The 21890-nt window shown below is 57.9% G+C and carries 17 protein-coding genes and 1 riboswitch; of the genes, 6 read left to right on the forward strand and 11 right to left on the reverse strand.

The genetic code is table 11. The annotated features are described in order from the left end of the window. Positions 1 to 9: 9 nt before the first annotated feature. Positions 10 to 2877 carry a PAS domain S-box protein gene (locus tag JRF57_09820; GenBank protein MBW2303997.1) on the forward strand — a complete coding sequence of 956 codons (2868 nt, stop codon included), beginning with the start codon at positions 10 to 12 and terminating at the stop codon, positions 2875 to 2877. Between the two features lie 623 nt (positions 2878 to 3500). Here JRF57_09820 and JRF57_09825 read toward each other — a convergent pair. After that, positions 3501 to 4157, reverse strand: a complete 657-nt coding sequence (locus JRF57_09825) for a response regulator transcription factor (GenBank protein ID MBW2303998.1) — start codon at positions 4155 to 4157, stop codon at positions 3501 to 3503. A 295-nt stretch (positions 4158 to 4452) separates the two neighbouring features. Here JRF57_09825 and JRF57_09830 point away from each other — a divergent pair, with 295 nt between their 5' ends. From JRF57_09830 to JRF57_09840, 3 genes are all read left to right on the forward strand, one after another. Then, positions 4453 to 4821, forward strand: a complete 369-nt coding sequence (locus tag JRF57_09830) for a response regulator transcription factor (GenBank protein ID MBW2303999.1) — start codon at positions 4453 to 4455, stop codon at positions 4819 to 4821. 104 nt (positions 4822 to 4925) lie between these two features. Then, positions 4926 to 5228, forward strand: coding sequence for a hypothetical protein (locus tag JRF57_09835; protein MBW2304000.1), 303 nt, complete (start codon positions 4926 to 4928; stop codon positions 5226 to 5228). Positions 5229 to 5277: 49 nt separating this feature from the next. Continuing rightward, on the forward strand, positions 5278 to 5502 hold the full coding sequence (locus tag JRF57_09840) for a hypothetical protein (protein ID MBW2304001.1): 225 nt from the start codon (positions 5278 to 5280) through the stop codon (positions 5500 to 5502). A gap of 85 nt (positions 5503 to 5587) precedes the next feature. Here the strand turns inward: JRF57_09840 and JRF57_09845 are convergent, their stop codons facing one another. The 3 genes from JRF57_09845 to lexA form a co-directional block, all read right to left on the reverse strand. Beyond that, entirely contained in the window at positions 5588 to 8722 is a 3135-nt protein-coding gene (locus JRF57_09845; protein MBW2304002.1) for a DNA polymerase III subunit alpha, read from the reverse strand. A gap of 40 nt (positions 8723 to 8762) precedes the next feature. Then, complete coding sequence (locus JRF57_09850) at positions 8763 to 9929, reverse strand: DNA polymerase IV (GenBank protein ID MBW2304003.1); 1167 nt, start codon at positions 9927 to 9929, stop codon at positions 8763 to 8765. 94 nt (positions 9930 to 10023) lie between these two features. Continuing rightward, the gene (gene lexA / locus JRF57_09855; GenBank protein MBW2304004.1) at positions 10024 to 10635 is read right to left on the reverse strand and encodes a transcriptional repressor LexA; all 612 of its coding nucleotides are present in this window, start codon (positions 10633 to 10635) and stop codon (positions 10024 to 10026) included. Positions 10636 to 11511: 876 nt separating this feature from the next. Between lexA and JRF57_09860 the strand changes: the two genes are divergently transcribed. Together JRF57_09860 and JRF57_09865 are read left to right on the forward strand one after the other, a co-directional pair. Beyond that, positions 11512 to 13044, forward strand: coding sequence for a SagB/ThcOx family dehydrogenase (locus tag JRF57_09860; protein ID MBW2304005.1), 1533 nt, complete (start codon positions 11512 to 11514; stop codon positions 13042 to 13044). A gap of 272 nt (positions 13045 to 13316) precedes the next feature. Continuing rightward, complete coding sequence (locus JRF57_09865) at positions 13317 to 14060, forward strand: lysophospholipid acyltransferase family protein (GenBank protein MBW2304006.1); 744 nt, start codon at positions 13317 to 13319, stop codon at positions 14058 to 14060. Positions 14061 to 14206: 146 nt separating this feature from the next. Here JRF57_09865 and JRF57_09870 read toward each other — a convergent pair whose 3' ends face one another. From JRF57_09870 to JRF57_09900, 7 genes are all read right to left on the reverse strand, one after another. Then, positions 14207 to 15010, reverse strand: coding sequence for an energy transducer TonB (locus tag JRF57_09870; protein MBW2304007.1), 804 nt, complete (start codon positions 15008 to 15010; stop codon positions 14207 to 14209). Continuing rightward, positions 15007 to 15417 (reverse strand): biopolymer transporter ExbD, encoded by a 411-nt coding sequence (locus JRF57_09875; protein MBW2304008.1) that lies wholly within the window; start codon positions 15415 to 15417, stop codon positions 15007 to 15009. The genes JRF57_09870 and JRF57_09875 overlap by 4 nt, the downstream gene beginning before the upstream one ends. Continuing rightward, entirely contained in the window at positions 15414 to 16046 is a 633-nt protein-coding gene (locus tag JRF57_09880) for a MotA/TolQ/ExbB proton channel family protein (protein ID MBW2304009.1), read from the reverse strand. Before JRF57_09880 ends, JRF57_09875 begins: the two co-directional genes overlap by 4 nt. A gap of 10 nt (positions 16047 to 16056) precedes the next feature. After that, positions 16057 to 16833, reverse strand: a complete 777-nt coding sequence (locus JRF57_09885; protein ID MBW2304010.1) for an ABC transporter ATP-binding protein — start codon at positions 16831 to 16833, stop codon at positions 16057 to 16059. Next, the gene (locus JRF57_09890; GenBank protein ID MBW2304011.1) at positions 16818 to 17909 is read right to left on the reverse strand and encodes an iron ABC transporter permease; all 1092 of its coding nucleotides are present in this window, start codon (positions 17907 to 17909) and stop codon (positions 16818 to 16820) included. The genes JRF57_09885 and JRF57_09890 overlap by 16 nt, the downstream gene beginning before the upstream one ends. Then, positions 17900 to 18802 (reverse strand): cobalamin-binding protein, encoded by a 903-nt coding sequence (locus tag JRF57_09895; protein ID MBW2304012.1) that lies wholly within the window; start codon positions 18800 to 18802, stop codon positions 17900 to 17902. Before JRF57_09895 ends, JRF57_09890 begins: the two co-directional genes overlap by 10 nt. 277 nt (positions 18803 to 19079) lie before the next feature. Further along, on the reverse strand, positions 19080 to 21065 hold the full coding sequence (locus JRF57_09900; GenBank protein ID MBW2304013.1) for a TonB-dependent receptor: 1986 nt from the start codon (positions 21063 to 21065) through the stop codon (positions 19080 to 19082). A 152-nt stretch (positions 21066 to 21217) separates the two neighbouring features. After that, positions 21218 to 21453, reverse strand: a riboswitch (cobalamin riboswitch). Positions 21454 to 21890 lie beyond the last annotated feature (437 nt).

Raw genomic sequence — 21890 nt, forward strand, 5'->3', positions numbered from 1 at the left:
GGGGGCAGAATGCCTAAGACCCAAACCTACCGATCGATACTGTTCGGATTCTTTGTCTTTGCAGGACTTTTCCTTGCCAGCCGTTACAACTACCTGCTCTTCCACAGCCTGGCCGAAATCTTCAGCATCGTCGTGGCATGCGGCATTTTCATGGTAGCATGGAATGTCCGGCGTACCCTGGACAACGGCTACCTGCTTTTTCTCGGTATAGCCTATCTCTTCGTCGCCGGCCTGGACATGGTCCATACCCTCGCCTACAAGGGGATGGGGATATTTCCGGGGTACGGGGCCGATCTCCCCACGCAGCTCTGGATTGCAGCGCGGTACATGGAAGGCCTATCCCTCTTTTCTGCTCCCTTTTTTCTTCGCCGCCGTGCCGGGGTTGGAAAACTGTTCGCCGTCTTTTCCCTGATCTTCCTGGTCCTGATGATCTCCATCTTCCAGTGGCGGATATTCCCTGCCTGTTTCGTGGAGGGTGCAGGGCTGACCCCTTTTAAAAAGGGCAGCGAATATCTCATCTCCCTTATCCTTATAGCGGCGGGTTTCCTGCTGGCCCGGCGCCGCAAGGCCTTTGAACGAAAAGTCCTGGGTATGCTCCTGGGCTCCATTCTCCTTACCATTCTCTCGGAGCTTTGCTTCACCTTCTACATTGATGTTTACGGGCTCTCCAATCTCGTCGGGCACTATTTCAAAATCATATCCTTTTACCTCATCTACAAAGCCCTTATCGAAACCGGGCTCATGAAGCCCTATGTTCTCCTTTTCAGAAAATTGAAACAACGCGAGACGGCCTTGAAGGAGAGTGAAGAGAACTATCGGAACCTGATTCAAAGCCTCCAGGAAGGGATCTGGGTTCTCGACAGGGAGGGCAATACAAGCTACGTCAATCCACGCATGGCCGAGATGTTGGGCTTCAAGCCGGAGGAGATGGAAGGGCGGCCCCTCACAGCTTTCATGGACAAAGTTGGTCTCGAGCTCTTTAAACGGGTTCAGGAGGGAAGTGGTAATGAAGGCGTTGAACAACAAGACATCGAGCTCGTCCGTAAAGATGGAGGACGAATCTACACGATCATCCAGGCGAGCCCCCTGGCGGACAGCAAAGGAAGTATAAACGGCACGATCGCCGCAGTGACGGAAATAACCGAGCGAAAACGCGCGGAAGAAAAACTCAGGCGTGAACTGGAAATCAAGGCAGGGCTCTCCGAACTCTACGAGCCCTTGATGTCTCCCTCCACCTCCATTGAGGATATCGCCGGTATCGTGCTCAAACAGGCTAAACGGCTGACAGGAAGCCAGCATGGATATGTATCCTCCATTGATCCTGACACGGGGGCCATGACCGCCCATACCCTGACGGAGATGCTGAAAGGCCAATGCAACGTGCGCCCGAAGAAGGCGGGCATCGTCTTCGGCAGAGGCGAGGACGGACGCTATCCCGGCCTTTGGGGCCATTCACTGAACACCCGGGTCCCCTTGGTTTCCAATTCCCCTTCCCGGCACCCGTCTTCCACCGGGACACCGGAAGGGCATATTCCGGTTAATCGATTCCTCTCAGTCCCCGTCCTCCTGGGTTCGGAAGTCGCGGGCCAGATCGCCCTGGCCAACGCCGTAAGGCCCTATACGGAAGAAGACCTCCGGGTTATCCAGCACCTGGCACTTTACTATGCCCTTGCTCTTCAGAGAAAACGGGCGGAGGAAGCCCTGAAAAAGGCCCATGACGAACTGGAAATCCGGGTCAAGGAACGAACCCGTGATCTTGCCCAGGCTATCGAAGAACTAAGGGGGCAGATCAAAGAGCGCCTGAAGGCCGAGAAGGCCCTTCGGGAATCGGAAAAAAAGTACAGCACCCTGGTGGAAGAGTCCCTCATGGGGGTCTATATCCAGCAAGGGGATCGCATCGTCTTTGCCAACGACCGGTTCGCGAAGATCCACGGATACAAGAGAGAGGAGATCGTGGGGATGGAATCCCTGGATCTCGTCCACCCGGATGACCGGGGCATGGTTAAAACTTTCAGGGAGAGGCGAACCAGGGGGGAGTCCGCCCCTTCGGAATACGAGGCCAGGGGTCTCACAAAGGAAGGGAAGACCATCTGGATCACCCGCAGGATCAACGTTGTGACCTACGGCGGAAAACCCGCCGTCCTGGGAAACGTGGTGGACATAACGGAACGCAAAAGGATGGAGGCCGCTCTTCGTGCGTCGGAAAAGGAACTCAGGATCCTGTCGGCCCAACTCCTTTCCGCAGAGGAAAACGAGAGGAAACGCATCGCCCAGGAACTTCACGACAGTATCGGGCAATCCCTTGGGGCCATCAAGTTCAGTCTGGAAAACACCCTTCACCAACTGGAAAAGGGGGAAGGGGATCAATGTAAAAGAAGTCTTGGAGAAATCGTCCCCTTGACCCAGAAGGCCATAGAAGAGGTGCGCCGGATCGTGATGGACCTAAGGCCCTCGATCCTCGACGATCTGGGCATCCTGCCCACCATCTCCTGGTTTTGCAGGCAGTTTCAGACCATTTATGCCGGCATTCAGGTGGAAACCCAAATCGGTATCATGGAACAAGATATTCCTGATCCCCTGAAGACCGTTATATACAGGGTCCTCCAGGAGGCCTTCAACAACGTCGCCAAGCACAGCACCGCTGACCGGGTCCGTCTCTCCCTCAGGAAAAACAATGGTCATATAGAACTGGAGATCGAAGACAATGGGGCGGGCTTCGACGTGGATCAAGCCATATCCCGGGAAAGCACCAGGAGGGGATTCGGCCTGGCGAGCATGAAGGAGCGGACGGAACTGTCAGGAGGCACCTTTTCCATGCAATCGGAGAAGGGACGCGGCACGCGGATCCATGCCGCCTGGCCCCTCCTGGAGCAGTGAAAAAGAGGATGTGATCCCTTCACGATGAGACCCCTGAAAAACGCCCCTTTTGCCCGGTCTTCCGTCTCCGTCACGGCCTTCGGCGTGACAAGCCCGCCAAACAGCCGGCGGGCAGGTCTTCGTTACTTCATGGGGTTAGGGATGGGGGAAACTCGGGCACGCAGAAAAAATCCCACGTGCCTCTAAAATCTAATCCGGGGAGTACTTCGACTCGATACCAGCCTCCTAACGGCCGATGGCGCCTTTTTCAAAGGTTTCTCTGGAGCAAGTATTTCGCCTGAAAACCATCGCCTGCACCACCGGGAAAGGGGCATGGGGATCTTTTCGATGCGACCTATCGGGAGGCCTGCCAGACAGCAGCAGGTAAACCTTCGTTATTTCAAGGGGTTAGGGATGGGGGAAACCCCGGCTCCCGCTTGTAAAAGCGGGAGAACGGCGGAGGGGGCAAAACTCCCCCGTCACTAACCCCTTGAAATAACCAGGCCGGGAGATTCGGAAGCAAAGAAAAGATCCACATGCCCCTTCTGTTTCCATAACACCCGGGGAGTGCTTCAATTCGGTACCGACCTCCAAAAGGCCGATGGCGCCTTTTCTTTCGTTCGGAGGCTCCCGGGCTGGTGTTTTCAGCGGCTTATCAGGCCTTTTTCCATGGCAAAGGCCGTGAGGGCCGCGACATTGTGAAGATCCAGTTTTTTCATGAGGTTGGTTCGGTGTTTTTCCACCGTCTTTTGGCTGATACACAGGTACTCGGCGATCTCCTTGTTCTTGTTTCCCTCGGCGATAAGCTTCAGGATCTCCCGTTCCCTCTGGGTCAAGGTGTCCCAGGCGGACTTTTCCTTCATCCCCATCTTCCCTTCCAGATAGCCCCCGATGACCTTCTCTGAAATTCCGGGACTCAGGAATCGCTTTCCCTGTAAAACGTTCATGATCGCCATTTCCAGCTCGGCGTGGGTGGCGTCTTTCAACACATACCCATCCGCCCCGGCCTGGAGAGCGGCGAGGATGTATTCCTCAGCCTTGTGGACCGTCAGCACGATGATCTTGGTATCCGGATTTTGTTTCTTGATCTCTCGAATCGCCTCCAACCCGTTCATATTGGGCATGGAGAGATCCATCAAGATCAGGTCGGGTCTGTGCTCCACCACGCTGCGAATGGCGTCCCGGCCGTCCTCCGCTTCGGCTACGATCTCGAAGCTGGGCTTGGAAGACAACAGGGCCCGGAGCCCCTCCCGCAGGATGGTGTGGTCCTCAGCTATGATGATCCGGTAAGGTGGATTCATGACCCAGGCCTTCCTCATGAACGTTCTTCTGACCTAAACTGAGCGATTCAAAATTTTGATGAGATCCTTTTATTTAGGTCTGATTCATCGACGTCTAGAACCCGATTATCACCCTTGATATCACTCCCCTCCCCCGAGGGTACCTCCGGGCTGAATACCGTGTTCCTTTCTGAAATATGGAGTGTAGACCCTATTTACCACAGGACGGACCTCCCGTAAAGTAAAGTTAAATAGGGTGAAATGTAGTATCCCCGGCCCTCCAGCCTGATGGAGAGAGCCTTTTTGGGGAATCCAAATGCAAAGGATACTTCTGGTCGAAGATGACCCCGTTTTCCGCCTGACCTTTCGAAAAATCCTGGTTTCCAGATTCCCTTCCCTGGCCCTGGATGAAGCAAGGGATGGGAAAGAAGCACTGGATAGGATTAAGGTTCATCCGCCGGACCTCGTTTTCATGGACCTCAAACTGCCTGGAGAGAACGGACTCGAAGTGACTCAAAAGGTCAAGGAACTCTATCCCGAGGTGGTGGTGATCATACTGACGAGCCATGATTTTCCCGAGTACCGGCAGGCGGCAACCGAGAAAGGGGCGAATTATTTCCTCTCCAAACATTCGTCGAGCACGGAAGAAATACTGGATCTGGTGAGAACCATTTGTTTCCCTTAGGGCCCGGGAGGCCTTAAAACCGACTGAAGTAGGGTAATTTACGTAAAAAAATACGTAGTTTACTCCATTTACTCTTTTAATGGAAACCAAATAGAATATTTGAAATGAAACAGGTTCAGAACGGGAAAGAATTTATTGTGAAAGAACTCGAAGAAATCCTTATCCGCAGGCTGAAAAGCAAGGGGATGGAATCGGGGCACATCCCGGGCTTCATCCGGGATACCGCCCGGGCCGTGACGGACATGGGGGACGCGAACCTTGAAAAGATCAACCAACGGCTGAACGTTTTGGGTTGGAACGATATCAAACTGGACGAACATACCTTTCAATTGATGCTCGTGGAACTTGAAACTAATGGAAAACCTTTGTCAAGCAGAGGATCTTGCTTGGGACCTCAGGCCGGATAACGAAAGGAGACCGGGGCGAGGCTCGAAGCACATTCAAAGGAGGAAAATCATGAAAGGGAAAAGGCGTCCTGTTTACAAGAAGGGTGAGCGAAACGCCCTGTGTCCTCATTACGGGGAATGCCTGGATGAGGCGATCGCCAAATCCTGGAACTACTGGCATTGTCTTGAATGCCCCCATAAATCGAGCAGAGACCCGAGCATCGACCTGTTGAGTACCATAGAAGGGGCCATCTCTTACTATGAGCTGCCCACGGGGTTGTGGGAAGAGGCGTGATGAAGAGATTTTCGTGAAAATGTTTGTTGTTTTCATGCCTTACCGGATTTCAAGAGGCCGCATTCATCCCTGCAGCGGTCAGTGTTCAGTCTCGTGCCTGCCGCCGGGGCCACGCCCCTGGTTTCCGCCCGAACTTGTCCTTCCAAACGCAAGGCGGCTTTAGGGCCCGCGCCAGGTCCGTTCTCTCCTCCCGTCTTTCATAGTTTTCCAAGAGCCCGATCCAATATACCGTCAGGCTGAGGGCGCCGAAGGATTCTTCCACCTTTCCCTTTAAAACATAGCCACAGTGGGGACTCAGGATGTGACAGAAACGGGCGTAGGTCTCCGGGAAAAACACGGTTTCGTAGAGTCCGGTGGGATCCTCGAAAGAGATGAACTTCATGGCCTCTCCCGCCTTGGTATGGACCGTCTTCCCGGTGATCATCCATCCGGTGGTGGTGACGTGTCTCCCCACCCACAGGTGGAGGTCCCGGGCCCTGACATAGGAGAGACCTTTTAAGGTGCGGCGATAGCGTTCCAGGGGGTGGATGGATAGGTAGAACCCCAGGGTTTCCAGTTCCTGTTTCAGAAGAAGGCCTCTGGAATAGGGTTTTGCGGGAAAGAGATCCCCCTGATGAGGCCGGTCGAACAGGCCGGGCGTCCTGTCCACCTCCTTTTGGCCAAAGTACCGGACGGCCTGCCATATGAGGGAGGGTCTGGCCCCTGTCCCTCCCACGAGGGAATCGAAGCACCCGGCCTTGATGAGCATCCTGACATCCTGGAGGGGTACACGGCCCCCCATGCGCCCCAGGAATTCCGAGAGAGACCCGAAGGGACCTTTTCGATCCCGCTCCTCCAGGAGGGTCTCCAGGGCTTCGCGGGACAGGTCCCGGATCTGTATGAGGCCCACCCGGACCGCCCGGCCCTTTCCCGTATACTTGTACCCGCTCAGATTGATGTCCGGGGGGAGGATCCGGAGTCCCATGCGCCTCGCCTCCGAAAGATAGGCGAAGGGGGAATAGTAACCCCCGCCGTTGGAGATCACGGAGGCCATGAACTCGGCCGGGTAGTGGGCCCGCAGATAGGCCGACTTGTAGGCCACCAAGGTGTAGCTCGCCGAGTGGGGTTTACAGAAGCTGTACCCGTCAAAGCCCATCATCATCTTCCAGACCCGTTCGATGACTCCCCAGCTCACCCCCCGCTCCCCGGCCCCCCGGACGAATCGGGCGTAAAAATCCCGCAATTTCTTTTCCCTGTGCTTCTTGTTGACCACCTTCCGCAGGGTATCCGCCTCTGCGGGATTGAAGCCGGCCAGGTGGATGGCCGCCTGGCTGAGTTGTTCCTGAAAGACCATGATCCCCAGGGTCTCTTCCAGCACGGGACGGAGCAGGGGGTGGGGGGCGTCCCAGGGTTCCCCCCGGAGCCGGGAGATCCAGGCATGGATGCTCCCGTTGGAGGCGGGCCGGATGATGGAGGTGACCACCACGTTGAGATGGAAGTGGTCCATTGCCAGGTACTCCTCCAGGGTAAAGCAAGAGGCCACCTTCTTAAGGACCTGTCGGGTCGCCGGGCTCTCGAAGTAAAAAACCCCCATGGTCTCTCCCCGGTAGAAGACCTCAACGGTCTTGGGATCATCAAGGGGATTCAGGTCGGCGTATTCGATCCGGCGCCCGGTGTTCTTTTCCACAAGATCCAGGGCGTCCCGGATGGCGGCCAGGCTCCGGTTGCCCAGGATATCGATCTTGACCAATCCGGCCTCCTCCACGGACTCCTTTTCCCATTGAAGAACCTGCAGGCCCTTTCGGGAGATCTCCACGGGACAGTAGCGGCGGATCTCATCAGGGACGATGACCACTCCGCCGCAGTGAAGGGAGAGATGATTGAGATGGTCCTCCAGTTGGACCGCGGCGGCGATGATCTCTTCCCAGGGTTTTCCAAAAGGAACGCCCCGCATCTTGGGATGGGCGGCCAGTTCCTGCCAGACCTTCTTGAGACGCCAACCATGGCCGATCTTCCTCGTGACCCGGCCGATCTCGGCCTCCCCCAACCCGAAAACCTTGGCCACCTCCCGGATGGCGGCCCGGGCGCCGTAGGTATTGTGATTGCCCACCATGGCGGTGCGCCGGTTCCCGTACCGGGTGAAGATATAGTCGATGACCCGGTCCCGCTCGTCCCAGGCAAAGTCCACGTCGATGTCCGGGGGATCCATCCGACCCGGATTCAGGAAACGCTCGAAGAAAAGATTGTGCCGGATAGGATCCACATGGGTGATTCCCAGGGCATAGGAGACGATGGAAGCAGCCGCACTCCCCCTGCCGCAGGACCGACGGGCCTTGCGGGCGATATCGGCCACCACCAGAAAGTAATGGGCGAAATTCTTCTCCCGGATGATCTTCATCTCGTAATCCACCCTGGCCCTCACCTCCGGGGTGATCTCCCCGTAACGCCTCCGGCACCCCTCCAGGGTGGCGGCATAGAGGCGTTCGAAGACCTCTCCGTCGTCCATATCCTCGAAACGGGGAAAAACGAGGGTTCCGAAGTTCCAGTCGGTGAGGCACCGCTCGGCCACGTCCAGGGTATTTCGGACGGCCTCGGGGACGTGAGGAAACTGGTCGATCATATCCCCCGGGGCGTTCAACACATTGTGTTCCCGGCAGGTATCTTCGGGGCCCAGGCGGGAAAGCTTGCTGTTGAGGGCCACGGCCCGGAGGATCCGGTGAAGCGGGTACTGGTCCCGGCGGAGGAGGGCGACGCGGTTGGTGGCCAGGGGAGGGATTCCGCAGCGGCGTGAAAAGGCAAGGCAAGCGGCCATGTTGTACCCCGGCGACATCTCCACGTAGAGATCCCGGGGGTCCCCTTTTTTGAGGGCCTTGAGGAGGCGGAAATCGTCGGAGATCACGATGAGTCCGCGGCGCCGGTCCCGTAGGGCCCGGAGAAGATCGAAGTCCCGGCGGCAGTGGCGGTCCGAGATGATGTGGCAGAGATCCGCGTACCCCTCCCGGCTGCGGACCAGCAACACGGCCCGGCTTCCCCCGGCCGTAAGCTCGCTTCCCACGATGGGGCGAATGCCCGTTTCCCTTGCGGCTTCCAGGAAAAAAAGCAGGCCGTAGAGACCGTTGGTATCGGTAAGCGCAAGCCGGTCCATGCCCAGGGCCCCGGCGGCCCGGCAAAGCTCCTCCGGGGTGCCCAGGCCCCAGCCCGGGGAGTAGTGGGAGTGGACGTTGAGATGGACAAAGCCCATGACAATTTCACCCGTGACAAGATTCGTGAGAAAGGTCTCCCTATCCTGCCGTTCTTCCGTACCGAACGGCCAAGTCCCCGTACTTCTCCCTGATCCGATCCAGGGCCCGGGTGAGGTTTTTCTCCTTCTCCGGAGCAGGATCCATCTCCGGAAAGAGGGAGAGCTGTGTATTACGGGGGGAGAGGTCCCGGAACCACACCTGCAGGAAGCGGACCCGCACCCGGCGTCGGCAGAGTTTGAAAAAGAGCCTCTCCAGGGGAGGATAGAGCTCGGAATCCCACCCGCTTTTCCGGGGTAAAAAGATCTCCCTGAGGACCTCTTCCCCGTCCGTGTACCGGAGCCGGAGCCCTGCCCTTCGGGGGAGAAGAGCGCGGGTCCGGAGGCGCCGGGAACACCGTTCCACCATCCCGTACAGGACTCCCAGCAGCCTCCCGTCGTCGTTTTCATCCTCGGGGAGGGTCGTCTCCTCGCTCACCCTGGGTTTTCGAGCCGGAGGATAAACCGGGGTGGGGTCGATACCGAGGGATCTCTGATGGATCACGTAGGCTGATCGGCCGAAAAGGAGCCCCAGGGTCCCCATGTCCAGGGCGGCGATTTCCCTTACCAGGGTGATGTTGAGTTCCTCCAGGAGAAGCCGTTTTCGCACATGCCCGATGCCGGGGAGCACATCCACCTTCAGGGGAGCCATGAAGGAGGACTCCTTTCCGTGGTCCACGTCCATGACCCCTTCCCTCCCCATCACCCGGGAGGCGATGCTGGAGACCATCTTGTTCCCCGATACGCCCGCAACCCCCGGAAGGGACAGCCGGTCCTTGACTTCCTTACGCAACCGCCAGGCCGTGTCCTTGGCGCGCCCCCAGAGGCGATCTGTGCCGGTCACGTCCAGGTAGACATGGCCGGCCCGGTAGGGTTCCCAAAGGGGGGTGTAGCAGGCCGCCATCCTCGTCAGGGCCCCGTAGGCGGTTTCGACAAGGGCGGGATTGGGCGGCAGTACGACCAGTCCCGGGCAGTATTCAAGGGCCCTCCTGAGGCGCATCCCCTTGAATACGCCCTCTCTGCGGGCCTCGGGGGAAGCGCACAGGACCAGACCCCGGTCACGACGGAGCGGGGCCACGACCACTGGGCGATCCCGCAACCTGGGCTCCCGGACCCGCTCCACCGCAATAGGAAAGGCCGGGATGTAAAGGTGTATGATATGGCGATTCAACGATTATTCACCTCTCCGGGCGCCACCCTTCCCTTGAAGAAAGGCCGGCAAAACTACTTGTATCTAAAAAGATCTCATCAAAATTTTGAAACGCTCAGTTTAGGTTGTAATATCTCATCACCCCCACCACCTTCCCCTCGATCCGGAAATCCCCTTCCCTGACGATGATAGGCTCCATCCCCTCGTGGGCGGGCCGGAGTTCCACGTGGTCCTTTCTTTTGTAATACCTCTTCACCGTGGCCTCGTTGTTGATGAGGGCCACTACGGTCTCCCCGTTCTCGGCCGTGGGCTGCTTCCGGACTACGATATAATCTCCGTCGAGTATCCCGTCCTCCTTCATGGAATTCCCCTTGACCTGGAGAACAAAGTGATCGCCCCGGCCGATCATGGAGGAAGGGACCTCGATCACGTCCACGGTCTCCACGGCCTCGATGGGCTTCCCACCGGCCACCCTTCCCAGGAGGGGAAATTCGAAGCGACGGGTCTCCACCGGGCTGATGACCTCGATGGCCCGTTTCCGGTTCTTCTTTTCGGGAAGCCGAATATACCCCTTCCGCTCCAGAATGCGTAGATAGGTGGTGACCGTGTTGTAGGAGGCGAATCCAAAGTGGGTACATATCTCATCGAAGCTGGGCGCCTGCCCCCATTGATCCATGTACCGGGAAATGTAGGCCAAAAAGGCCCGCTGTTTTTCCGTCAGTTTCATTCCGTCCCCCTTAGGCCCCCTTGAAAAACGCCCTCTTTTGCCCAATCTTCCGCCTTTGTCACGCCGTAGCCTTAGTGAAGGCGGAAGATTGTGAAGAATACCCATTTATGGATGGGCTTAAGCCTTGGTACTCGAGAATTTCAACTGTAACTGACTCATGAGCCGGAGTGACAATGGGCCTTTTTCAAAGGTTTCTCTGGAGCAAGTATTTCGCCTGAAAACCATCGCCCGCACCACCGGGGAAGGGGCATGGGGATCTTTTCGGAAGTGACCTGTTGGGAGGCCTGCCAGACAGCAGCAGGTAAACCTTCGTTATTTCAGGAGGTTAGGGATGGGGGAAACCCCGGCTCCCGCTTCAAAAAGCGGGAGATCGGCGGAGGGGGCAAAACTCCCCCGTCCCTAACCCCTTGAAACAACCAGGCCGGGAGACCCGGGAACGAGGAAAAGATCCCCATGCCCCTTTAATGTATGGATGCCTATCCTGCTTGGCACTCTAAGCGGGGCGGTTAAAATTTTCGTTGCCCCCTACGTGGCGGAGGTTTGACTTTGGATGGAGCCCCACGGGTAACCCCGTGGTCTCCCCAAATACCCGTCTTCGCCTTAGGCTTTGGGCGACATCACGCCGTAGCACAACAATTGTTTGCTCATTCATCCACGGGCAAGCCCGTGGTCTTCTGGGAAGGCAGATAAAATCAAACATTTTTCAAAGGTCTCTTCTGGAAACCAAATTTACATTAACCTTTATACTGTAAATTATACTGAAAGTCAAGCGGGGAGTCAATCCTCACCCCAGGGCGGAAGGGGGAAAATCCTTACCGGACGGTTTCGGAGGCCTTGGTTGAAACCAGCCGAGGATCATGGTATCCATTGGAGGAAATGGACATCTCCAGCATCCGATACCACGATCAGACGAGCTATGACCGTTTCCGCATGAGCGGCCACATGCTCGACTGGTCCGACCAACCCCGACCATTCAAGGAATATCCGGGGGTGGAGCCCGTCCCCCTTCCAGAAAAGGTCTCGCTCCCCGGGGAGTTCCTCTCCAGCATATTGAAGGAGGTCGGCGCCGGTGAAGAGGACTTCGAAGCCCTCACCCTTGAGCAACTATCCCGGGTCCTTCTCCTGAGCTACAGCCTGACGGCCAAGGTCCGCCACGGAGACGGGGATTTCCACTTCAGATCCGCGGCCTCGGCAGGGGCCCTCTACCCCACCGAGGTCTACCTGGCATCGAAAGGAACCGGAGGCCTGGAAGACGGTCTCTATCACTTTTCGATCCTGCGTCACGCCCTTAATCCCTTACGAAGGGGCAGGCTGTGTGCCCTGGTAAGGGAAATGATCCCCGGGGAAGGGGCTGGGGATCCCGCCGCCGTTTTCTTCTTCACCGCCGTCTTCTACCGAAGCGCCTGGAAATACAGGGACCGGGCTTACCGGTATCATCTCCTGGATACCGGGCATGTCCTGGAAAATCTCCTCCTGGCCCTGAAGGCATTGAAAATTCCCTGCATGCTCCACTATGATTTTGACGACCGCCGGGTCAACCGCCTCCTCGGAGTTGATGAGAGGAAAGAAGTCGCCCTGGCCTTGGCCTGTATACCAGCAAAATCCACGGCGGCGGGAGACACCGATTCCGCCGATCTCCTCCCTCTACCTGAACACCTGGTTCGGGCCAGCCGGGTCGCGAAACGGGAAGCCGACTATCCCCTCATCCGGGCCATGCATGAGTCCGGAATCGGCGGGAAGGGAGGAGGGAAGCCCCCCCACCCCCTCCACCAGGGACCGGAGCCTTCCCCCGGCCATTGGTGGGAGGTGCCTTCATCGGCTCCCTGGCCGGAGAAGATCTCTTACAGTGAGGTGGTGTTTCTGCGCCGTTCCAGGCGCAACTTCCTGAAAAAGCCCCTAGAAGAAAACGAAATCATGGCCCTCCTGGACTCCCTCTGTATCCCGGATCCGAAGGCATGGCCCCCCGAGATCACCGGAAGAGGATCCCTTGAAATCGGTTTCCTCCTGGCCGAAGGTGGACCCTTCCCATCCGGGTTCTACCTCCTCGATCCCGTACGGCGGGCCTTCGGAATGGTGATCCCGGGGGGCCTTACGGACAGGATGTCCCGCATCTGCCTGGATCAGGCCTGGCTCGGGAATGCCGGTATCCATTTCCTGTTTCTTGCGGACCTCGAGGAACTCGACCGCAGGTGGGGGGCCCGGGGCTACCGCTATGCCATGATGGCCGCAGGCCGCTTGGGGCAGAGGCTTTACCTGGCGGCTACCGCCCTGGGCCTTGGGTGTTGCGGTATCGGGGCCTTTTACGACGGGGAGGCCTTCGAACTCCTGGGGCTTAAAGGAGGTGTCCGCCTCCTCTACCTGGTGGCGGTGGGACGGATAAAAGGGGGACCCGGGACCGGAAGTCTGTAGCTTTAGGGGCCAAGGGTTCGAGTGAAATGCTCAGGCCGGCTTAACGCTCATACAAAAAACACTCGGCCACTTGAATCCTTGGATCCTTGAACCCTTTTAAAAAACGATCGAACTGAAGTCTTCACCTGAAGGCCGAAGGTTCTCCCATTCCTCGAATGGGACATTAAAAAATGCCTGCACCACCGGAAAAGGGGTATAGGGTCTTTTCTCGGGTGACTATCGTAAGGCCCTCGTTATTTCAGAGGGTTTGGATAAAAGACAGGTTGGATTCCTTGGAAAAAACTCAGTTTCGATGGTACGACGGTGCGCTCCTGCGGGTAGTGCCCCCGCTTGCGGCCCTGTTGATAAAGTCCTGGATGCTCACCTGCAGGGTTGTGGAGACAAGGGGCAGGGAAAAGGCGGAAGAGGCCCTTGAGCGGGCCGGAGGAAGGGCGGTTTTCGGTACGTGGCACCAGAGGATGAGCTACCATTTTCACCACCTGGGCGCGCGAGGGATCACGGTAATGATCAGCCAGAGCCGGGACGGAGAATACGCCGCTAGGGTCGCGACCTGGCTTGGGTTCAAGAACGTACGGGGATCCTCGACCCGGGGGGGTTCCAAGGCGCTCAGGGACCTGATTGAACGGCTCAAGGAGGGTGCGATCGGGGGCATGTTGGCCGACGGTCCCCAGGGGCCCCCGAGGGTGGCCAAAATCGGTTCCGTGCTCATGGCGCGAAACGCCGGCGTCCCGCTCATCCCGGTCCTCTGGGGGGCGGACAGGTGCTGGGTCCTCAATTCCTGGGACCGTTTTCTGGTCCCCAAGCCCTTTGCCCGGATCGCCCTCTATTACGGCGATCCCATATGGGTGCCCCCTGAGGCCGACGGCGAGGTTCTCGAGGTCTACCGCAGGAGATTCGAAGATCTGCTGAATCAAGGTGCCCGCTGGTGCGACGAGCAGTTCGGAGCGGAAAGGCCCTGGCGAAAGGCCGGTAAAAAGGGCCTCCCCGAAATCGGTCCTCTACCTCCTCCTTCCTGAAACAGCTATTCCACCCTGGACTCCCGGAGAAAATCCCTCAGTCCCTGCTTTCCGCTCCCTCCGGGGGACTTATATTTTTAACGGGTTCAAGATTGTTTATGCAAAATTACGCTTGAAGGGACAAATTCTTTTAAAGACCGATGAGTTCACTTCAACCGAAAACGAACCGGCACCACGACCCACATTTCAACGGGTTCATCTCCTCTCTTCCCGGGCTCAAAACGCCACTTCCGGACTGCATTCAGGGCCGCCTTGTCCAACACGGGATACCCGCTTGAATGGAGAAGTCGAACCTCCTTCGCCTTCCCCTCCCGGTCCACCAGGACCTCCATCTGAACCACCCCCTGGTAGCCCCTCCTGCGGGCGATCCGGGGGTAGCGGGGGGGGCGGTTTTCCTTGTAAAGAGGCATGGCTTCACGAAGCGTCGGAGCAGCGGGGGCTGCACTTTCCGCTCTTCCGGCACCTCGGACCGGGCTCTGCCTAAGGACCGCATTGGGACCCCGGAGGTGAAAAGAGGAACCCCTGCCCGGGTTGCCCAGGGAAGGGGAGATTGAGGCCACGGGGCCAGGTTCTGGAACCTTGGCCGGAGCGGGGCTGGGCTTGGGCGGCGGGGATCTTCTGATCTCGCGGGTTTTCAGGACCCTGGGGGGATGCATGGTCATCTTTTTTTGGGGTTTTTTGGCAGGTTTCGGGGGCTGGGACCGCCTTTTGCGGGGCGGCGGGGGGGTGGATTTCTTCGGCGGGGCGAGTGGAGGTCTTCTCTCGCTCGCCGTCTCCCTGGGAGGTGAAGAAATAACCTTTTTGGGAGACTCCCGGTAACTGAGGGCCAGGCTGAGGGGTTCCTTCCGGAGCCGGGGCGGAACGATCTTCGGGCTCCAGTGGGGGGAAAAATAGAAAATCAGGCCATGAAGCATAAGGGCCAGGCCGGCTGCCGGCAAAAGGGGTCTCACGGCGACGAATCCACCTCCGCCTGGAGGGAAATGCGGGTAAGGCCCGCCGTCCTTATGGTGTCCAGCACCTGAAAGAGCCTCTGGTAAGGAAGCCCCCGGTCGGCGAAAAGCAGCACTCCTTTTTCTCCACCGCCCCGGGCACGCCTCCTCAACTCCTGTTCAAGCCCCCTCAGGTTCGTCTTACGCTTATCCAGGTAAACGGTCCCGTCCTCCTTCACCGTCACGGAAATGATGGAGGTCTTGTCGATCTTTGCCGTGTTTGATACGGGAAGACGGACGGGAAGGCCCCTGTGAACGGCCATGGAAAGCATGGCATAGATGAAAAAGACCAAAAGAAGGAAAACGATGTCGATGAGGGGCAACATCTCGATGCGCGGACGTCTGGGGCCTGGAATCCGAACCTTCATGGCCTCTCCCCCCCTTCTTCTTCGCTGGCGGAAACCAGCTTTTCGTAAACGATCTCCAGGCTGGTAGCATATTTCTCTATCGCAGAGGCCGCGTTTTCAACCCGCGAGTTAAAGTAATTATAGGGCAGGACGCTGAGAATGGCGATCCCCAAGCCCGAGGCCGTCGTGATCAGGGCCTGGGCGATACCGGCCGTCACCGCCTGGGGATGCTCAATCCCCGCCGTGCCCAGGAGCTCAAAGGAGGAGATGATTCCAATCACCGTTCCGAAGATTCCCAGCAGGGGAGCCACCGTGATCATGGTATCCAGCACGATCAGGTAGCGGCGCATCCGCTTGATTTCATCGGCCGCCGCCGTCTCCATGGCCTTGCTCATGGAAAACTCCCTGTGAAGGATCCCGCTGACCAGGATTCGGATGATATAGTCCTTGGATCCCCTGACCTTCTCCTTGATCTTTTCCCAATCCCCTTGGCGGCAGAGTTCCAGGACCTCGTCCACAAGGGGTTGGTTACGATGGAAATCCTCACGGACCCAAAAAAACGCCCGCTCCAGGATGACTGTCAGGGACAGGATGGAACACAATAGAAGCGGGTACATGACAGGTCCGCCCTTGATGAAAAAATCGATCATGGAACCTCCTTCACATCAGACTCACCCGGGGTTTTCCCGTGGCGGGGTGACGGTCCACCAGGACGGGGCAGTCGTAGACCGCCTCCAGGGCGGGGCCGGTCAGGACCACTCCCGGGTCCCCGATATCGAAGACCTCCCCTTCCTTGAGCAACACCAGGCGGTGGCAATAGCGGGCCGCCAGGTCGATATCATGGGAGACCAGGACCACGCTCAGTCCCTTTTCGCGGCTCAGAGAGGAGATGAGCCCGAAGATCTCCCCCTTGTATTTCAGGTCCAGGAAAGACGTGGGTTCGTCCAGGAGTATGATTTCCGGTTCCTGGGCCAAGGCCCTTGCAAGGAGGACGCGTTGTTTCTCACCACCGGACAGCTCGTGGATAGAGCGTCCCGCCAGGGCCAGGGCATCGGTTGCCCGGAGGGCCTCCTCGGCCGCTTCCAAGTCCCTTTCGTCTTCGAAGCGAAGGCCCTTCAAGTGGGGAAACCGCCCCATGAGCACGACCTCCAGAACGGAGAAGGAGAACCTGAAGTGGTTCTCCTGTGACACCATGGCGACCTCCCGGGCCAATTGAGGTCGCTTTATTCCTTTAAGCGGCCTTCCCCGCAGGAGGACCTCCCCCTCCCGGGGGACCAGAATCCCGTCCATGATCCTGAGCAGAGTGCTCTTGCCCGAACCGTTGGGGCCCAGGATTCCCAGGATATCGCCGGGGCTCACTTCCAGGCTGACGTTTCTCACGGCCCAGGTGCTTCCGTACCTGTAGCCCACGTTTCGGAGGGTCAGGATCGGGTCCACCGGCTTCCCCTCGTCTTCAGGAGGTAGATGAAAAAGGGAGCCCCGAGAAAGGCCGTCACCACCCCAACGGGAATTTCATTGGGGGAGATGACTGTCCGGGCAATGGTATCCGCTGCGACCAGGAATGCGGCCCCGCCGATGGAAGCCGCGGGAATCAGGAGCCGGTGATCGGATCCAAGGGCCATCCGGGTTAGGTGGGGTACGATCAAGCCCACGAATCCGATGAGCCCGGAAAAGGAGACCACCAGACCGATGACCAGGGAAATGATCACCAGGCACACCTTCTTGGTCCTCTCCACCTCCACCCCGAGCTGAGAGGCGACCTCTTCCCCTGCCGTCATCAAGTTCAGGTGGCGGGCGTGGGCGTAAAGGACGACGGAGCCCGCAAGAAGGACAGGAGTCAGTACGGCCAGGGGGATGTACCGGCTCTGGGAAAGATCCCCGTAAAGCCAGAACAGCATGGTGTGGAGGCGGCTGTCCGCCGTGGTGGAGATGACGAACATGATGATGGCCGTGAAAAAGGCGTTCACGATGACCCCCGTAAGCAGGATCGTGGAAGACTCCATACCCATCTGCCGGGATCCCAGGGCAAGGATCAACAGGATGGTCGCCAGGGCGCCGGCAAAGGCCGTTATGGGAATACCCATATTGAAACTGAAGCCCGCCAGTATGCCGAGAATCGCCCCGAAGGCCGCACCGCTCGAGATCCCAAGGATGAAGGGCTCGGCCAGGGGGTTTCTCAAGATGGCCTGGAATACCACTCCTCCGAGGGAGAGGGCGAAACCGACGATTCCTGAAAGAAGGATCCTCGGAAGCCGGATCCTGAGGAGGATCAAGCGTGCAGGATCGGACTCCTGAAGCTTTCCGGCTAGAAGGGACAGGAGCTTTCCCGGGGAGATATCGGCCGTTCCGAGGACAAGGGAAGCACCCGCCACAAGCAGGGACCCAAGGACAAGGAAAAGCGATACGATCGCCACCTTTCGTGGCGTCAAGGGCCGCTTGATTGGGGTCTCCTTTACACGCATATCCATGTCGGGATCCGGCCGCCTGGACGCCTCTCCCCCTTTCAGTTCCAATCCGCCTCCGGGTGAATGATCCGGGCCATCCTCTCAAGCCCTGCAACGATCCGGGGAGATGGTCGATCGATCAGGTCCGATTCGATGAGGCAAACCCTGCCCTTTCGGACCGCCGGGATGGACCGCCAGGCCATCCAATCCCTCCGCGCCTCCTCGAATCGTCCGCCCCTTTCCATGGAAGAGATCAAGATCACCTCGGGTTTCCTCCGGATGACCTCCTCGATACTGATTCGGGGATAGTTCGCCCTCTCATCCCGGGTGATGTTGATGCCGCCTGCCAGCCGGATCAGGTCATTATGATATGTGTTCCTGTTCACGGTCATGATCGGGCGGATGTTGATCTGAAGAAAAACCCGGGGTCTTCTCCTGGAGCCGACCTTCTCCTGAACGCTGCTCACCCGGCTCCACAGGCGCCTCGACAAGTGCTCGCCCCTCCCCGGGACACCACAGAGACGCCCCAGGATCGCCACGGACTGGATCACCTGCCCTAAATTTCTAGGATTTACCAGAAAGACCCGAATGCCGGCCTTCTCCAGCAACTCCACCGCATCCCGGGCGTTCCCGTCCACTGTCCCGATGACCAGGTCCGGGGCAAGGCTGATGATCTTTTCCACATTCAGGTTGATGTAGCTCCCGACTTTCGGTTTCCTGGAAGCCTCGGGCGGGTAAGAGCTGAACCGGGTCACCCCGACCACTCTCTCCCCCAGACCAAGGGAGAAAAGGATTTCCGTCAGGCTGGGAGCCAGGGAGACGATCCTCTGGGGAGGCGCATCCAGCCGGACCGATCTTCCGAGGGCGTCCGTGAAAACCGAGCACGGGGCCGAATCCGTCCAGGAGAAAATGAGAAAAAGGAGAGCCGACCCCAGAAGTGCCGTTTTTTTCAATCTGCCCATGCGTTACGCCCGCTGTGGTGGAAACCAAATCCCGGTAGCCCGGGACAGGGTACTTTTTCCGGGAAGTCGATTCCCCGTATTCACTTTGTAATCGCCCCTCCGGATTCTGTCAACGCCGGTCCCCGGGCTTTATGGAAGGGCGCCTGACTCCTTTGGGTAATAACCCCCATCCTTTCATTACGCGTCCCAAGCCCTTGTTCCCCCGTCCGCTTGGGAGAAAGGGACTTCCTCACCGGGTGTCCTCAGGTTTCGGTGGGTTCGATCACCCCTGAACCCCTCAGAAATCCACTCGAATTCCCCCGTAAACGCCCCCTTCCGGCATGGGGTAATAATAATAGGTCCCGCTGGAGGAAACGTAGAAACCGTAATCGGAATATTTTTCATTGAAAACGTTCGAGGCATTCAGGAAAAATTCCACTCCCTTGACCCTGTAGCTGGCATAAATGTCCACGGTCTGGTAATCATCCATTCTTTTTCCGCTGTTGCTCCGATCGTTTCCGAAGTATCGCTTTCCCACATAGTTGTACTGGACCCTGAACCTGCACCCCTCAAACGGCATGACCTCGATTCCGGCGTTTGCCTTCCAATCCGGCACCAGGGGGATCCTCTTCCCATTATCCTCCCCTGCGGTGAATTCCGCCCTTGCGTACCCTCCGCCCCCGTAAAGGGCCAGCAAATCCCACGGCTGGTACCTGACATCCATCTCCACCCCGATATGCCTGGTCTTGTCCAGGTTCTCGTTTTGCTGGGTAGCGCTGTTCCATGTTATTTCATCTTTAACGTCCATCCAGTAGGCCCTGATATTCACATAACAACCGGCAACCGGGGCCAGCCTGACCCCCGCCTCGTACCCGACGGCGCTCTCCTGTTCAAGGGACCGGTTCACGGCACCCGTGAAAAGATTGGTATATTCGTCCACCGCCGGGTACCTAAAGGAACGATAGACACGGAAATAGGCCTTGGAAGCAGGCTTGAAGTTCCATGCAATCCCGGCATTCCAGGCCCATTCACCCTTGTCCTTTTCCTCGTTGGTCACGGCGCCCGAAACATCCGCCCCCAACTTGATTACAGGCTTTTCGTACCTTAGGCCCACATTAAGGAGCAGCGAATCAGTCACGTTCCATTCGTTCTGGACATAACCGCCCAGGGTTCGCTTGCTGTGATCATAAAGATTGGTTCTGGCGCCCTTGAAGAATCCTTTCGTGGCTTCATAGGACGTCTTGTAGAGGTCAAGGCCAAGGGTCAGCCGGTTGTCATGCCCGACCAGGGGCCGATCCAATACATACTGGGTGGTGAGACCATTGGTTCGCACATTGAAGGTCATGTAACTCCACCATGAGGCCATATCGCTGTCCCGATTCTCGTTTCTGTGACTGATATGGAGATTCCACTGACCCCCTTCCCCCCAGTCAGCCTCGACCCCGGCCACGAAGGTGGTTTCCCCGTCCATGCCCTCATCACTGGTATTGACGGATTGTTTCCGGTTCCGGTCCATTTGTGCCTCTATCAGGGAACCGGGGAATTGGACCTTGGAGTAGTTCACGTCGGTCTCGAAGAACAGGGACACCGTGTCCGAGGCGTCGCAGCGGATCTTGCTGTAGAAATGCGTCTGTTCTTTTCCGGAGCGGTCCCGGTACCCGTCGGTCCGGTACCGTGTAGCCCCCAGGACGACCCCCAGCCCTTCTTTTCCGAAAGCGGTTTCAACGTGGCCCTTACGGGTGTCCCAGGTCCCGACGCCGATCTCGGACGCAATCCTGGTCACCCCGTCCCAGTCCTTGGTGACGATATTGATAACGCCTCCCATGGCGTTGTCCCCGTAAAGAACGGACCCGGCACCGTGAAGGACTTCGATCCGCTCGATATTTTCAACGGGAATGTCGGACCACCGGACCCCGGACTGGTCGATGGGATTGACCCGCCTGCCATTAATCAAAACAGCCACATGGCGGTCGGCGGATTCCCCGAATCCCCCCATGTCCACGCTCTGGTTGTTGCCGTTTCCGTTGAGATCCCTGACAAAAACCCCGCCCAGGGACCGCAGGATATCCGGGACGGACTGGGCTCCACTCTTCTGGATCTCTTCCGCCCCTATCACGGTGACCCTGGCCGGGATCTTCTCCACCTTCTGTTCAAACCTGGTGCCTGTTACGACGACTTCAGGCAGGGCCGCCACCGGACCGTTCTCTTCCTCCTGTGCCCCGCACCGGCCTGAGAAGGAAACTCCCAGGATCAATATCAACATACCAACGAAACATCTTTTCATGATTACCTCTCCTCCTGCAAAATACTTACGAAAAAGTCCGCTTTACGGTATTATCCCGTGCCTAAAAAAACCCCGGATCGATTCAAGATCGACCCGGGGACCTCCCTTTTTCGTCCTCGAGATTTTCCCGTTACACCCCGGTCCGCGGAGATGATGTACGGCGCAGTCCAGGCAGGTCTTCTGACTTTCGGATCTTCCTACTCCCCGCGCCTTCCCACCCTTGTTTGCATCCCGGACAGTGGCTTTTGTCCTCATTTCAGCGGTTCCGGAGAACCCATGAAATGCGGACCGCGGTTTTCGTCCCCGATTACAGCGGCGGGCCCGTCCCCGATTTTAACGGGGTTCCCTATTAAGCCCACTGTGGGGCACCTGGACCTGATAAACGCTTTATATATTGAAGAATCCGTTATCAGTCAAGGGCCTTTCCAAAGATTCCAACGCCATCCCTGATCGGCCCTAATGGATTTCACCTCTCAGAGATCCAAAGATTTCCCCCACCCCTAACCCCCTGAAATAACGAAGGTTTACCCGTGGTCGCATCGAAAAGATCCCCGTGCCCCTTTTCCGGTGGTGCGGACTATGGTTTTCAGGTGAAATACTTGATCCAGAGATTCCCCGGACAGGCCTTGGGAGGTCTGTTCCCTAGAAGGCTGGTTCGGGCAAGGGCCGATGGCCCCTTTTCTGAAGTGACTGGCGGGAGGGCGCCGTGGTTTTCGCGGCTTATCAGTGGGGGAAGCCGCAGCTCACGCTCTAAGAGAGCGGGAGAATGCGGAGGGGGCAGGTGTCCCCCGCTGATAAGCCGCTGAAAACACCAGCCCGGGAGCC

The sequence above is a fragment of the Deltaproteobacteria bacterium genome (assembly GCA_019310525.1).
Classification (GTDB): domain Bacteria; phylum Desulfobacterota; class DSM-4660; order Desulfatiglandales; family HGW-15; genus JAFDEE01.

Coding starts and splice junctions, on each gene's coding strand:
- JRF57_09825 (MBW2303998.1), bottom strand. CDS start 4,157: ATGAATCCACCTTACCGGATCATCATAGCTGAGGACCACACCATCCTG.
- JRF57_09830 (MBW2303999.1), top strand. CDS start 4,453: ATGCAAAGGATACTTCTGGTCGAAGATGACCCCGTTTTCCGCCTGACC.
- JRF57_09875 (MBW2304008.1), bottom strand. CDS start 15,417: ATGAAGGTTCGGATTCCAGGCCCCAGACGTCCGCGCATCGAGATGTTG.
- JRF57_09900 (MBW2304013.1), bottom strand. CDS start 21,065: ATGAAAAGATGTTTCGTTGGTATGTTGATATTGATCCTGGGAGTTTCC.
- JRF57_09880 (MBW2304009.1), bottom strand. CDS start 16,046: ATGATCGATTTTTTCATCAAGGGCGGACCTGTCATGTACCCGCTTCTA.
- JRF57_09835 (MBW2304000.1), top strand. CDS start 4,926: ATGAAACAGGTTCAGAACGGGAAAGAATTTATTGTGAAAGAACTCGAA.
- JRF57_09845 (MBW2304002.1), bottom strand. CDS start 8,722: ATGGGCTTTGTCCATCTCAACGTCCACTCCCACTACTCCCCGGGCTGG.
- JRF57_09860 (MBW2304005.1), top strand. CDS start 11,512: ATGGACATCTCCAGCATCCGATACCACGATCAGACGAGCTATGACCGT.
- JRF57_09895 (MBW2304012.1), bottom strand. CDS start 18,802: ATGGGCAGATTGAAAAAAACGGCACTTCTGGGGTCGGCTCTCCTTTTT.
- JRF57_09840 (MBW2304001.1), top strand. CDS start 5,278: ATGAAAGGGAAAAGGCGTCCTGTTTACAAGAAGGGTGAGCGAAACGCC.
- JRF57_09820 (MBW2303997.1), top strand. CDS start 10: ATGCCTAAGACCCAAACCTACCGATCGATACTGTTCGGATTCTTTGTC.
- lexA (MBW2304004.1), bottom strand. CDS start 10,635: ATGAAACTGACGGAAAAACAGCGGGCCTTTTTGGCCTACATTTCCCGG.